The organism is Desulfomicrobium norvegicum, assembly GCF_900114595.1.
GTDB lineage: Bacteria > Desulfobacterota > Desulfovibrionia > Desulfovibrionales > Desulfomicrobiaceae > Desulfomicrobium > Desulfomicrobium macestii.
In genome coordinates this window covers 218,433-232,197 of the sequence record NZ_FOTO01000003.1, presented here as the reverse complement: position 1 = coordinate 232,197, position 13,765 = coordinate 218,433, and the positions used below count along the sequence as shown (strand labels likewise).

The window sequence follows — 13,765 nt, the reverse complement described above, 5'->3', positions numbered from 1 at the left end:
ATTACAACACCTCTGGGGCTAAAGATACAATCTTCATAAAGTTCTTTGCCCGCAATTCACGTGCAACAGGCCCAAAAATACGAGTGCCCATCGGCTCAAGGTTCTTATTCAACATAACTGCTGAATTATTGTCGAAACGGATAAAAGTACCATCGGGTCGGCCGATCTCTTTTGTTGTTCTTACAACTACTGCCTGGAGAACATCGCCCTTTTTGACTTTTCCATGAGGAATCGCTTCTTTGACGGACACCATGATGATGTCCCCAACACGAGCGTAACGCCTCTTGCTTCCGCCTAGCACCTTGATGCAGGCAACCTTCTTGGCTCCGGAATTGTCTGCGACATCCAAAGTCGTCTGCATTTGAATCATTTTACAATCCCCTACAAAGCTCTTTCAATGATTTTCATCAGATGCCAATTCTTCCGCGCACTCAAAGGACGGGACTCGACGATCTGAACTTTATCCCCAATGTGACATTCATTGTTGGGGTCATGAGCCATGAATTTCTTTCTGCGGCGGATATATTTTTTAAGAACAGGATGTTTGACCAGTGTTTCGACACGCACGACAATGGTCTTGTCGTTCTTATCGCTCACTACGAAGCCAACAAGAGTTCTCTTGTTTGATGTCTTTCCGCTGTTACTCATCACCTGTCTCCATGTCCTTCGCTTTCAAAATCGTCAAAATCCGAGCTATGGATTTCTTAACAAGCGGTATTCTCTGACTATTTTCAAGCTGCGCGGTTGCATGCTGAAAACGAAGATTCATCAATTCCTTACGAAATTCACCAAGTTTAACCTGGAGCTTCTCAGGACCCAATTCCCGTAATTGTTGAGCATTCATCCTGTCTTACTCCTTTTCGACTATGGTAGTCTTTATAGGCAGCTTGTAGGCAGCTCTCTGCAATGCTTCTTTAGCCAGTTCGAAGTCGACACCCTTGATTTCATAAAGGATGCGGCCTCTCTGAACTGGTGCGCACCAACCGACTGGCGAGCCCTTACCTTTACCTTGACGAACTTCCAAGGGTTTGGCCGTGATCGTCTTGTCGGGAAAAATACGAATGAAAACCTTACCGCCTCTTTTAATGTGTCGCATCATCGCGATACGGGCGGCTTCAATTTGCTGACTCGTGAGTTTTCCGCATTCCATAGCCTTCAAACCGATTTCACCAAAAGCAACCGTGGTCGCGCGTCCTGCAAGACCGCGAATACGACCCTTCTGCTGCTTCCGAAATTTGACCTTTTTAGGACTCAGCATCAGCTATCTACCTCGCTCAGGATCTCACCCTTGAACACCCATACCTTTACGCCAATGATCCCATAAGTGGTCTTGGCAAGTGCAACACCGTAATCGATGTCGGCACGTAAGGTATGCAAAGGCACACGACCCTCTCTCGCCCATTCCGTACGAGCGATTTCCGCTCCACCAAGACGGCCGCCACACTGGACCTTGATCCCGAGTGCGCCGAACTTCTGGGCCATGCCCAGTGTCTTCTTGATGGCACGACGAAAAGCTACCCGACGCTCAAGCTGCTGCGCAATGGATTCCGCAACGAGCTGTGCATCTGTTTCCGGGCGGCGGATTTCGTTGACCTCTATCACAAACTCACGAGCGAACTTGCTTTTGAGTTCAGCCCGCAACTTTTCAATTTCAACGCCCTTTCGTCCGATAACAATACCGGGGCGTGCAGTGAAAAGTATCAGACGAACCTTGTCGGCAGCTCTCTCGATTTCAATCTTGGAAATACCGGCGTGAAACAGCTTTTCCTTTACATATTTCCGAAGCTTACTGTCTTCGAAAACATACTCAGCATATTTCTTGTCGCTGAACCAACGGGACTTCCAGTTTTTATTGTATCCCAAACGGAATCCGTAAGGATGAACTTTATGACCCAAAGCACTGCCCTCCTAGAGTTCATCGACAACCACAGTGATGTGGCTGCTGCGCTTGATAATTCTGTAAGCCCGGCCCATTGCCCTCGATTGAATCCGCTTCCAGCTCGGGCCGCCATCTATGCGAACTTCCTTCACATAGAGGTTGTCGACGTTGAGCTTGGAATTGTGTTCAGCGTTGGCAATTGCAGTCGTCAGAACCTTCTCAATCAGACGGGCAGCTTTCTTGGGGGTGAATTTCAGGACATTCAACGCATCTTCCACGTGTTTACCGGTCACGTTACGTGCGACCAACCTGGCTTTCTGCGGGGAAACGCGTATAAACTTGGCAACTGATCTTGTTTCCATTTGAAACTTCCTGTCTATTTCTTCTTCTTATCAGCAGCGTGGCCAAAATAAGTCCTGGTGGGTGCAAATTCACCAAGTTTGTGTCCGACCATATTCTCGGAGACAAACACCGGGATAAATTTCTTTCCATTATGAACTGCAAAGGTAAGTCCGACCATCTCTGGTAAAATCGTAGACCGGCGAGACCAAGTCTTGATCACCTGACGGCTTCTATCAGTGTGGGATTTTTCCACCTTGTTAAGCAGATGGCCATCCACGAAAGGGCCTTTTTTCAGAGACCTAGGCATAGAAACTCCTACTTACTTCCACGGCGTTTTACGATTAACTTGGACGAAGGCTTCTTCGGTGAACGAGTCTTATATCCCTTGGTGGGTTTACCCCACGGGGTAACGGGATGACGTCCGCCAGAACTTCTGCCCTCGCCACCACCCAACGGGTGATCGACGGGGTTCATCGCTACGCCACGAACCTTGGGGCGCTTGCCGAGCCAACGATTACGTCCTGCTTTGCCGATGGAGACATTCTCATGCTCGATATTGCCAACCTGACCGACAGTTGCGATGTTGACGGCCAACACCTTACGAACTTCGCCGGAAGGCAATCTGAGCAGAGCGTACTTGTCTTCCTTGGCGATAACCTGGGCGTATGCTCCGGCAGAGCGGGCCAACTGGCCGCCACGTCCGGGGTACAGCTCAATGTTATGCACAAGGGTGCCAAGGGGAATGCGGGCCAGCGCCAAGGCATTGCCGGGCTTGATATCGGCCTTGTCGCCGGCAAGGATCTGATCGCCTACATTAAGTCCAAGCGGACAGATTATGTAACGCTTGTCGCCGTCAGCGTAATGCAGCAGAGCGATTCGCGCACTTCTGTTCGGGTCGTACTCAATAGTGGCTACCTTGGCCGGAACATCGATCTTGTTACGCTTAAAATCAATCAGGCGATACAAAGACTTGTTTCCACCGCCGCGGCGGCGCATGGTTACACGGCCGTTATTGTTACGACCGCTTTTTTTATTCAAACCCTTGGTCAGGGACTTCTCAGGGGTTGTACAAGTGATCTCATCAAACGTGAGAACAGTTTGCGACCTGCGTCCGGCAGATGTGGGTTTAAGCTTTCGAATTGCCATGATTACACCCCTTCAAAGAAATCAATCTTTTCGCCGGCGGCAAGAGATACGTACGCTTTCTTGTATCCGCTGATCTTGCCTACCACGCGACCGAACTTCTTTCTCGTGCGCGGACGGTAATTGACAATGTTCACAGCGGTGACTTTAACGTTGAATACGTTCTCAACTGCACGCTGCACGTCGATTTTGTTCGCGGCAGAATGAACAAAAAAAGCAACTTGATTCCCAAGTTCCTTAAGGCCCGTGGATTTTTCAGAAATCAACGGCCTGAGTAATACTTGCGTGCTTTCCATTATTTCAACCTCTCCTGCAGGGCCAAAACAGCACCCTGGTCCAGGACCATCTGGGGATACTTGAGGATTTCGTAAACATTGATCGACTGCGGATCCAACACGAGAATACCAGGAACGTTCCTGGCCGAAAGAGCAAGGTTGGTATCTTTTTCAGCAACAACAATCAAGGCTTTTTTCAACCCGAGGGTATCCTTGCAGGCCACGAAGTTCTTGGTTTTGATCTCATCGAACTGGAGCTTGTTGACGACAAGCATGTTCTCGGAGGTAAACCGCGAGGAGATGGCCATCTTCAGAGCAAGCTTGCGGATCTGCTTGTTGATCTTGAAACTGTAGTCACGGGCCTGAGGTCCGTGGATCACAGCGCCACTTCTCCAAAGAGGGGAACGGCTGGATCCGGCACGAGCCCGACCGGTGCCCTTCTGGCGCCACGGCTTCTTGCCACCGCCCCTGACGAGACCGCGGGTTTTGACACCTACGGTTCCGGAGCGAAGCTTCGCCAAATGAGATTTCACAGCCAGGTGAAGCACTTCGGGTCTTACTTCAACCTGGAAGATGTCATCGGCCAGGGAAATCTCGCCGACTTCCATCCTGTTTTGATCGTATACTTTCGCGTTTGCCATTATCTATACCCCTTTACTTCATCTTGCTGAGGACGACGATCCCCTGCTTGGGTCCTGGAACTTGGCCGCGTACAAGCACGACATTGTCTTCCGGGCGGACGTCCACAATCTCAAGATTGAGCATCGTGGCGGTCTTGTTTCCAAGCTGACCCGGCATTTTCTTTCCCTTGAAAACCTTGCTCGGCCATGCGCACTGGCCGATCGAGCCGGGCTTTCTGTGGACCTGTTCGTGTCCGTGTGATGCAGGAGCTCCGCCGAAATTCCAACGACGGATGACGCCTGCGAATCCGCGGCCCTTGGAGGTACCGGTAACGCGAATTTTTTCGCCGGGAGTGAACATTTCAACGGTCAGTTTCTGACCGACTTCATATTCATCAACGCTGCCAAGACGGATTTCCTTCAGCATTTTGTAAAAGCCACAATTTGCCTTTTGCTGATGGCCCTGCTCGGGTTTGGTCAGTCGATGTGCTGCCACTTCTTCAAAACCAACCTGTAAAGCGGTGTAACCGTCTTTTTCGCTGACCTTTTTTTCAATAACTGGGCAAGGACCGGCCTGAATGACCGTTACGGGGATGACGTTTCCGTCAGCACCATAGATTCTGGTCATACCGATTTTGCGCCCAACGATTCCCAAAGTCTTTTTCATGATAGCCTCTCGTTATCCCTACAGCTTGATTTCTACATCAACGCCAGCGGGAAGATTCAGCTTACCCAGAGCATCAACCGTCTGTTGGGTGGGTTCAAGAATGTCCAAAAGGCGTTTGTGTACACGCATTTCAAACTGTTCCCGAGATTTCTTGTCCACATGCACAGACTTCTGAACCGTCTGCTTGTGAATACGGGTCGGCAACGGAATGGGACCGGCAATAGATGCACCGGTATTACGTGCGGAATCGACAATCTCGGCTACAGCCTTATCCAGAATGCGGTAGTCGTACGCTCTCAATTTTATGCGAATTTTGTCACTGTTCATGATGACCTTGCCTCATTACTCCACAATTTCGGAAACAACACCAGCGCCAACGGTACGTCCACCTTCGCGGATAGCGAAGCGAAGACCCTTTTCCATGGCGATCGGGTTGATCAGATGCACATGGAAAGTCGTGTTGTCACCAGGCATGATCATTTCTACGCCTTCGTCCAGAGTCACCACACCGGTGATGTCTGTCGTACGGAAATAGAACTGAGGACGATAGCCGGAGAAGAAAGGTGTGTGACGGCCGCCTTCTTCCTTGCTCAGAACGTACACTTCGGCAGAGAACTTCGTGTGCGGGGTGATGCTGCCCGGCTTGGCCAGAACCTGGCCACGCTCGACGTCGTCACGCTTGATACCGCGAAGCAGGGCGCCGATGTTGTCGCCGGCCTGGCCTTCGTCAAGAAGCTTGCGGAACATTTCAACACCGGTGCAAGTCGTCTTGCGGGTGTCGGTGATGCCGACGATCTCGACTTCCTCGCCAACGCGGACGATGCCGCGCTCAACACGACCGGTGACGACTGTGCCGCGACCGGAAATGGAGAACACGTCTTCGATGGGCATCAGGAAGGGCTTCTCGGTCTCGCGGATCGGATCGGGAATGTATGCGTCGCAGGCGTCGAGCAGCTCGAGGATGCACTTGGCCTCATCGGTGTCGGCGCTGTCGCTCTCAAGAGCCTTCAGTGCGGAACCGCGGATGACAGGAACGTCATCGCCGGGGAACTCGTACTTGGACAGGAGTTCACGAACTTCCATGTCGACCAGTTCGATCAGCTCTTCGTCGTCAACTAGGTCAACCTTGTTCAGGAAAACCACGACATAGGGAACGCCGACCTGACGAGCGAGCAGGATGTGCTCACGAGTCTGGGGCATGGGACCGTCGGTGGCGGCGACAACGATGATCGCGCCGTCCATCTGGGCCGCGCCGGTGATCATGTTCTTGATGTAGTCGGCGTGACCGGGGCAATCCACGTGAGCGTAGTGACGCTTGGAGGTCTCGTACTCGACGTGCGCGGTGGCAATGGTGATACCGCGTTCCTTTTCTTCAGGAGCCTTGTCGATCTCATCGAACGCTACATAGGATCCACCGCCCTTGAGGCTCGCGATCTTGGTGATCGCGGCGGTCAACGTGGTCTTGCCATGGTCGATATGACCAATCGTACCAATATTGACGTGCGGCTTCTTTCTTTCAAATTTTTGCTTGGCCATTCTTCATCTCCATTCTCATTTCTTGGTCAATTCTTCAGCAAGACTTGCAGGGACGCGATCATAATGATCAAACAACATAGTGTATGTCGCACGACCTTGAGTTTTTGAACGCAGATCCGTTGCATAACCAAACATGCTACTAAGCGGCACGTTTGCGCGGATGATCTGCATCCCGTGTCGCATTTCAAGACTGACGATCCGACCACGACGGCCATTGAGGTCGCCCATGACATCGCCCATATAGTCGTCCGGAGTCAGTACTTCCACAAACATAATCGGCTCAAGTAGCACTGCGGCCGCTTTATGACACGCTTCTTTCACAGCCATGGAACCGGCAATGTAGAAAGCCTGCTCGGAAGAATCAACTTCATGATACGAGCCGTGAACCAATTCGACCTTGAGATCGACCATGGGAAAACCGGCAAGAACACCGTTGAGCAGAGCATCGCGGATGCCCTTGTCAACAGCGGGGATGTATTCCTTGGGAATTACACCGCCCACGATGCCGTTCACGAATTCATAACCGCCACCCGGCTCCTGAGGCGTGACCTTGATGACGATATGCGCATACTGACCACGACCGCCAGACTGCTTGGCGTATTTGAGATCTTTTTCCGCCGGCTTGGAAATGGTTTCACGATAGGCAACCTGAGGCTTGCCAACGTTGGCGTCGACCTTGAACTCACGGGTGAGGCGGTCAACAATGATCTCAAGGTGCAATTCACCCATTCCGGCAATAAGCGTCTGTCCGGTTTCTTCATTCGTCTTGACACGGAAGGAGGGATCTTCCTTGACCAGCTTCTGCAGGGCCTGCCCAAGGGCATCCCTGTCGGTCTTGGTCTTGGGTTCGATCGCGACTTCGATAACAGGCTCGGGAAAATCCATTGATTCAAGCAGGATTGCCCGCTTGAGATCGCACAGAGTTTCACCGGTGCTGGTCTGTTTCAGGCCGACTGCGGCAACGATGTCGCCCGCATAGGCTTCCTTGATGTCTTCGCGTTTGTTCGCATGCATCTTCAGCAAACGGCCAACACGTTCCTTTTTGCCTGAGGCGGCATTCAGAACCGTCGAACCGGTAACAAGCACGCCGGAATACACTCTCAGGAAGGTCAGGTGCCCAAAGAAGGGATCGGCCATGAGCTTGAACGCCAAGGCGCTGAGCGGCAGATCATCGGAACACTCGCAAAGAACCTCTTCATTGGTGTCAGGATCAACACCAACCATGGCCGGGACCTCTACCGGGGAAGGCAGATAATCCACAACGCAATCCAGCAGTGCCTGTACGCCCTTGTTCTTGAACGCTGAACCGCAAATCACCGGGCAAATTTTCATGCCGATGGTGGCGGAACGAATTCCCGCCATGATTTCTTCAGGCAGGAGCTCTTCTCCGCCCAAATACTTTTCAAGCAGGGTCTCATCTTCCTCAGCGATAGCCTCGACAAGATTCATGCGCCATTCATCAGCCTGATCCATCATTTCAGCCGGGATCTCGCGCTCGACAATCGTTTCGCCCTTGGAATCAGCGTCATAATAGAGAGCGACCTTGCGAACGAGGTCGATCTGCCCCAAAAAGTTCTCCTCTGCGCCGATGGGCAGGTGCAGCGGAACAGGCTTCGCCTTGAGACGATCCTTGATCATGTCGACAACCCGGTAGAAATCTGCTCCCGAGCGGTCCATCTTGTTTACAAAGGCGATCCGGGGAACCCGGTATCTGTCCGCCTGCCGCCATACAGTCTCGGACTGCGGCTCGACTCCACCAACAGCGCAAAAAACAGCAACAGCGCCATCAAGCACGCGCAGCGAACGTTCTACTTCAACGGTGAAATCCACGTGACCGGGAGTATCGATGATGTTGATGCGGCAATTACGCCAGTGACAGGTTGTCGCAGCAGAGGTGATCGTGATGCCACGCTCCTGCTCTTGCTCCATCCAGTCCATGGTCGCCTGGCCATCATGAACTTCTCCAAGTTTGTGAGAAACACCGGTGTAATATAAAATACGTTCGGTAGTCGTGGTCTTGCCCGCATCGATGTGGGCCATGATACCGATATTGCGCTGATCTTTTATGGGAACACGTTTAGACACGGAAAGAACCTCTTTTACCAGCGGTAATGAGCAAAAGCTTTGTTGGCTTCTGCCATTCGATGGGTGTCTTCACGCTTCTTGATGGCACCACCGCGATCGTTATAAGCATCCAGAAATTCAGCCGCCAAACGCAATACCATGCCTTTCTCTCCACGAGTACGGGCATAGTTTACCAGCCAACGGATAGCCAATGCTTCCTGTCGTGCCGGGCGGACTTCCATGGGAACCTGATAGGTGGCGCCACCGACTCGACGGGATTTGACTTCCATCTGCGGCTTCACCTTTTCAATGAGCTGCTCGAAAGCCCTCAGCGGCTCACTGTCGGTGCGCTTTCCAAGTTCTTCAATGGCATCATAGAATATCGTTTCGGCAACGCTTTTCTTGCCGTCATACATCATCTGGTTCACAAATTTTGTGACCACCCGGCTTCCGTACTTCGGATCCGGCAGCACTTCACGCTTTGGCGTGGCTCCCTTGCGAGGCATACGTCAATCTCCTTGTACCTATTTAGGACGTTTGGCTCCGTACTTGGAGCGGCTCTTCCGGCGATCCTGAACACCGGCCGCATCCAACGTACCTCTGATAATGGTATAGCGGACACCGGGCAGATCCTTTACGCGGCCGCCGCGGATCATGACCACTGAGTGCTCCTGCAGATTGTGCCCTTCACCGGGAATGTAGGATGTCACTTCAATTCCATTGGTCAGACGCACTCTGGCCACTTTCCGAAGAGCGGAGTTCGGCTTCTTGGGCGTCGTGGTGTAGACGCGCACGCAAACTCCCCGGCGCTGCGGGCATTCCTGCAGCGCGGCTCTCTTTTTGCCTTTCACCTGGAGGACCCGTGCTTTACGGACCAACTGATTAATAGTGGGCATTTCAAACTCCATTAATAAACATTTTGAGAAGGGGGTTCATAATTGAACTCCCTTCCCCTGTCAACTCAACTGCCGAGACAATAAAAAGTTATTGTCCCATGAAAAACGGATCTTTCTCCAAATCTTCCAGGAACTTGTCAGGGCTTTCCGGCTGATCCGGCACCACAATTCCGTTTTCGATATAAGATCTGAACCCGGTTCCGGCGTTGACCAATCTGCCGACAATGACATTTTCCTTGAGGCCGTAGAGGTAATCCTTTTTACCAATCAACGCGGCTTCGGTCAGCACCTTTGTCGTCTCCTGGAAGGACGCCGCGGAGATAAACGATTCCGTGGACAAGGATGCCTGCGTGATTCCAAGCACCAGCGGCTCGGCAGTCGCCGGCTGCATCCCGGTGCCTACGCACTTGGCGTTGATGTTGGCAAACTTGGCCTTATCGACCTGTTCGCCCATGAGCAGACCTGTCTCGCCCGGATCGATGACCAGCAATTTCTTGAGCATCTGGCGGACGATGATCTCAATGTGCTTGTCATTGATGTAAACACCCTGGAAACGGTACACGTCCTGCACTCCTTCGACCAGGTAAAAGGCCAGGTATTTTTCACCCTTGACCTTGAGCAGGTCGTGAAGATCCGGGGTGCCCTCTGTCAGCAGCTCTCCGCTCTCAACGAAGTCACCTTCACCAACACTGATATGCTTGCCTTTGGGAATGAGGTAGACGCGGGCGTCTCCCACTTCCGGCTCGACAATAAGCTTACGCTTGCCTTTGGAGTCGGGGCCGAAGCTGACGATACCGTCGATTTCGGACAGAATCGCCTGATCCTTGGGCTTGCGCACCTCGAAGAGTTCGGCAACGCGGGGCAAACCACCGACGATGTCCTTGGTCTTCATGGTTTCACGCGGCTTACGTGCGATGATGTCGCCCGGCTGGACCACATCACCGTCGTTGACCATGACGATGGCGCCAACCGGCAGTGCATAGGAAGTCTGAGTTCCCGTGTCCGGCTTGGTCTTGCAGACGCCATTCTCATCGCAAATGGAGATACCTGGACGGAAGCTCGACGACCTGAATTCAATAACCGTCAGAGTCGACTTGCCCGTGGCTTCATCTATGCGCTCCTGAGCGGTGCGGCCTTCGATGATGTCCGTGAAATGAACAACACCCTCGACATCCGTGACGAAGGGCTCGTTGAAGGGATCCCATTCAGCCAGACGATCGCCTTTTTTGACTTCGGCACCGTTCTCAAAATACAACTTCGCGCCGGAAGGCAACGCGTATTTTTCACGTTCGACGCCCTGATCATCGACAATGCGCAGCTGGCCGCTCTTGCCGAGAACCATGCGCTCCCCACGGTTATTGGTAACCGTCCGCACACGAGAGAGAACGATCCGACCCTTGTTCAGAGCCTCATACCTGCTCTGCTCGATTTCCTTGGAGGCGGTACCACCGATGTGGAATGTTCTCATGGTCAACTGCGTTCCAGGCTCACCGATGGACTGGGCGGCGATGATGCCTACAGCCTCACCGACATTGACCAGATGGCCCCGCGCCAGGTCGCGACCATAACACAGCGCGCACACACCGTGCTTGGCCTTGCAGGTCAGCGCGGAACGGATGGTGATGGTCGAGATGTTGCGCCGTTCGATCTCGGAGACAAATTCCTCGTTGATCATTGCATTGGCGGGGATGAAAACCTCGCCGGTTTCAGGATCAAGAATGTCGTACATGGCTGTCCGGCCAAGAACGCGCTCACTCAGACGCACGGTGATTTCACCGCTCTTGGTGACGTGCGTGAGCTCGATACCGTCAACCGTCTTGCAGTCATGCTCGCTGACTATGACATCCTGCACTACGTCAACCAGACGGCGTGTCAGGTAGCCCGAGTTCGCGGTCTTGAGCGCGGTGTCGGCGAGACCTTTGCGTGCTCCGTGCGTGGACGTGAAGTACTGCAGAATGGTCAACCCTTCACGGAAGGACGAGGTGATGGGCGTCTCGATGATTTCGCCAGAAGGCTTGGCCATCAGACCACGCATGCCGGCCAGCTGGCGCATCTGGTCCTGATTGCCTCGGGCGCCGGAGTTGGCCATCATGAACACCGAGTTGAAGCTGTTGCAGCGCTCTTCCTTGAGCTTGGAAACTTCCCAACGCAGCGCATGCTTGACATGCGGGGAATCATCCTGCTTCGGGTTGAGCACGGTGTCGTACTTGAGCTCCCGCATCATGGCGTCGGCCACGTCATTGGTCGCCTTTGTCCAGACGTCAACGACCTTGTTGTATTTTTCCGTGCGAGTGATGATACCCTCGCGGTACTGCTGCTCGATATCCGAAACTTCTGTGTGGGAGCGGTCCAGGATGCCGGACTTGGCTGGCGGGATGGTCAGATCCTTCACGCCGACGGTAATGCCGGCCTGGGTCGAATACTCGAAACCCAAATCCTTGAGCTTGTCGCACAGAATGACCGTGGCCTTGGTGCCGGCCAGACGATAGGCTTCGCCCACCAGACGGCCGATAACTTTCTTGCTCATCTCGCGGTTGTACACTTCGAAAGGAACTTCCGTCGGCACGATCTCGCGGATGATGATGCGCCCGGGCGTGGTCTCGACCAATGCACCGTCGATACGGACCTTGATCCGGGCATGCAGCTCCACGTGGTTTGCGTCAAAGGCGCAGATGACCTCATCGGGATCGGCGAAGATCATGCCCTCGCCACGCTCGAAAGGACGCTCCACGGTCAGGAAGTACAGGCCAAGAACGATATCCTGCGAAGGCACGATGATCGGAGAACCGTTGGCCGGGGACAGAATGTTGTTCGTGGACATCATGAGCACGCGGCATTCGATCTGGGCCTCAACCGAAAGAGGCACATGCACGGCCATCTGGTCACCGTCAAAGTCGGCGTTGAAGGCCGTACACACCAGCGGATGCAAACGTATCGCCTTTCCTTCGACCAGAATCGGTTCAAAGGCCTGGATACCAAGACGATGCAATGTCGGTGCGCGGTTCAGCAGAATGGGGTATTCACGCACGACCTCTTCGAGGATATCCCATACGGCGATTTCCTCGCGCTCGACCATCTTCTTCGCGCTCTTGATGGTGCTGGCATAACCCCGCTCCTCAAGCTTGGAATAGATGAAGGGTTTGAAGAGTTCCAGAGCCATCTTCTTGGGCAGGCCGCACTGATGGAGTTTCAGATACGGTCCGACCACGATAACGGAACGACCGGAATAGTCGACGCGTTTGCCGAGAAGATTCTGACGGAAACGGCCCTGCTTGCCCTTGATCATGTCGGATAAGGATTTCAGCGGACGCCCGTTGGTGCCGGTTATGGCGCGGCCGCGGCGGCCGTTGTCGAAAAGGGCGTCCACGGACTCCTGCAACATGCGCTTTTCATTGCGGATGATGATGTCCGGAGCGCCAAGCTCCAAAAGCCGCTTCAAGCGATTGTTGCGGTTGATGACCCGGCGGTACAGATCGTTCAGGTCCGACGTGGCGAACCTGCCGCCGTCGAGCGGAACCAGGGGGCGCAGCTCTGGCGGAATGATCGGGATCACGTCCATGACCATCCATTCGGGCTTGTTCCCGGATTCCAGAAAAGCCTCGACGATTTTCAGCCGCTTGGCCAACTTCTTTTTCTTGGTCTGGGACCGGGTGGACTGGGATTCTTCGCGCAATTCCACGCGCAGACTCGCCAAATCAATTTCCTGAAGCAAGATCTTGATGGATTCGGCACCCATACCGACCGTTATGGCGTTGTCGTCATAATGATCGAGAATCTGAAAATACTGTTCCTCGGAAATGACCTGCTTCTTCAGCAAGGTCGTCTCGCCCGGATCCAGAATTATATATGAATCAAAATAAAGCACTTTTTCCAGATCAGCCATGGTCATATCGAGCAAGGTGCCAATCTTGGACGGAAGGGACTTCAAGAACCAGATGTGAGCGACTGGGGCGGCAAGTTCAATGTGCCCCATTCTCTCGCGCCTGACCTTGGAGGCAATTACTTCGACACCGCACTTTTCGCAGACGATGCCGCGATGCTTCATGCGCTTGTACTTTCCGCAGTTGCACTCGTAATCCTTAACCGGGCCAAAGATCTTGGCGCAGAAAAGGCCGTCCCGCTCAGGTTTGAATGTACGATAGTTTATCGTTTCGGGTTTTTTTACTTCACCGAAAGACCATTCGCGAATCTTCTCCGGAGAAGCGACGTTGATTCCGATCGCTTTGAGATTCTGGCTATTGAAAGAGCTGGATGCACTGCCCCGTTGTGTAAAAAGATCATCAAGACTCATCGTGTATTCCTCTTGCTTTGGTCGAATTGCAATGCTGTGGCCGGTCTTGCCG

Annotated in this window: 17 protein-coding genes; all 17 read right to left on the bottom strand. The window is 53.1% G+C overall.

The window, feature by feature from the left end; genetic code table 11:
* Window position 1: 1 nt before the first annotated feature.
* A complete protein-coding gene (gene rplN / locus BMZ24_RS06955; protein WP_015774929.1) occupies window positions 2-370 on the bottom strand; it encodes a 50S ribosomal protein L14 in 369 nt (122 codons plus the stop codon).
* 11 nt (window positions 371-381) lie between these two features.
* Complete coding sequence (gene rpsQ, locus BMZ24_RS06950) at window positions 382-648, bottom strand: 30S ribosomal protein S17 (RefSeq protein ID WP_015774930.1); 267 nt, start codon at window positions 646-648, stop codon at window positions 382-384.
* Window positions 641-844 (bottom strand): 50S ribosomal protein L29, encoded by a 204-nt coding sequence (gene rpmC, locus BMZ24_RS06945; RefSeq protein WP_015774931.1) that lies wholly within the window; start codon window positions 842-844, stop codon window positions 641-643. The genes rpsQ and rpmC overlap by 8 nt, the downstream gene beginning before the upstream one ends.
* 6 nt (window positions 845-850) lie before the next feature.
* Complete coding sequence (rplP, locus tag BMZ24_RS06940) at window positions 851-1,258, bottom strand: 50S ribosomal protein L16 (RefSeq protein WP_015774932.1); 408 nt, start codon at window positions 1,256-1,258, stop codon at window positions 851-853.
* A complete protein-coding gene (gene rpsC, locus BMZ24_RS06935) occupies window positions 1,258-1,896 on the bottom strand; it encodes a 30S ribosomal protein S3 (protein WP_092190633.1) in 639 nt (212 codons plus the stop codon). The genes rplP and rpsC overlap by 1 nt, the downstream gene beginning before the upstream one ends.
* 12 nt (window positions 1,897-1,908) lie before the next feature.
* Window positions 1,909-2,241 carry a 50S ribosomal protein L22 gene (gene rplV, locus BMZ24_RS06930; RefSeq protein ID WP_015774934.1) on the bottom strand — a complete coding sequence of 111 codons (333 nt, stop codon included), beginning with the start codon at window positions 2,239-2,241 and terminating at the stop codon, window positions 1,909-1,911.
* A gap of 14 nt (window positions 2,242-2,255) precedes the next feature.
* On the bottom strand, window positions 2,256-2,528 hold the full coding sequence (rpsS, locus tag BMZ24_RS06925; RefSeq protein ID WP_092190630.1) for a 30S ribosomal protein S19: 273 nt from the start codon (window positions 2,526-2,528) through the stop codon (window positions 2,256-2,258).
* Window positions 2,529-2,536: 8 nt separating this feature from the next.
* Window positions 2,537-3,367, bottom strand: coding sequence for a 50S ribosomal protein L2 (gene rplB / locus BMZ24_RS06920; protein WP_092190628.1), 831 nt, complete (start codon window positions 3,365-3,367; stop codon window positions 2,537-2,539).
* 2 nt (window positions 3,368-3,369) lie between these two features.
* Entirely contained in the window at window positions 3,370-3,660 is a 291-nt protein-coding gene (gene rplW / locus BMZ24_RS06915) for a 50S ribosomal protein L23 (protein ID WP_015774937.1), read from the bottom strand.
* Entirely contained in the window at window positions 3,660-4,280 is a 621-nt protein-coding gene (gene rplD, locus BMZ24_RS06910; RefSeq protein ID WP_092190626.1) for a 50S ribosomal protein L4, read from the bottom strand. Before rplD ends, rplW begins: the two co-directional genes overlap by 1 nt.
* A 13-nt stretch (window positions 4,281-4,293) precedes the next feature.
* Window positions 4,294-4,926, bottom strand: coding sequence for a 50S ribosomal protein L3 (gene rplC, locus BMZ24_RS06905; protein WP_092190623.1), 633 nt, complete (start codon window positions 4,924-4,926; stop codon window positions 4,294-4,296).
* Window positions 4,927-4,944: 18 nt separating this feature from the next.
* A complete protein-coding gene (gene rpsJ / locus BMZ24_RS06900) occupies window positions 4,945-5,253 on the bottom strand; it encodes a 30S ribosomal protein S10 (protein ID WP_015774940.1) in 309 nt (102 codons plus the stop codon).
* A 15-nt stretch (window positions 5,254-5,268) separates the two neighbouring features.
* Window positions 5,269-6,462 carry an elongation factor Tu gene (gene tuf / locus BMZ24_RS06895; protein WP_092190599.1) on the bottom strand — a complete coding sequence of 398 codons (1,194 nt, stop codon included), beginning with the start codon at window positions 6,460-6,462 and terminating at the stop codon, window positions 5,269-5,271.
* Window positions 6,463-6,477: 15 nt separating this feature from the next.
* On the bottom strand, window positions 6,478-8,547 hold the full coding sequence (gene fusA, locus BMZ24_RS06890; RefSeq protein WP_092190621.1) for an elongation factor G: 2,070 nt from the start codon (window positions 8,545-8,547) through the stop codon (window positions 6,478-6,480).
* A 14-nt stretch (window positions 8,548-8,561) separates the two neighbouring features.
* Window positions 8,562-9,032 (bottom strand): 30S ribosomal protein S7, encoded by a 471-nt coding sequence (gene rpsG / locus BMZ24_RS06885; protein ID WP_092190619.1) that lies wholly within the window; start codon window positions 9,030-9,032, stop codon window positions 8,562-8,564.
* 18 nt (window positions 9,033-9,050) lie between these two features.
* Entirely contained in the window at window positions 9,051-9,422 is a 372-nt protein-coding gene (rpsL, locus tag BMZ24_RS06880) for a 30S ribosomal protein S12 (protein ID WP_092190617.1), read from the bottom strand.
* A gap of 88 nt (window positions 9,423-9,510) precedes the next feature.
* On the bottom strand, window positions 9,511-13,713 hold the full coding sequence (gene rpoC, locus BMZ24_RS06875; RefSeq protein WP_092190615.1) for a DNA-directed RNA polymerase subunit beta': 4,203 nt from the start codon (window positions 13,711-13,713) through the stop codon (window positions 9,511-9,513).
* Window positions 13,714-13,765: the final 52 nt, after the last annotated feature.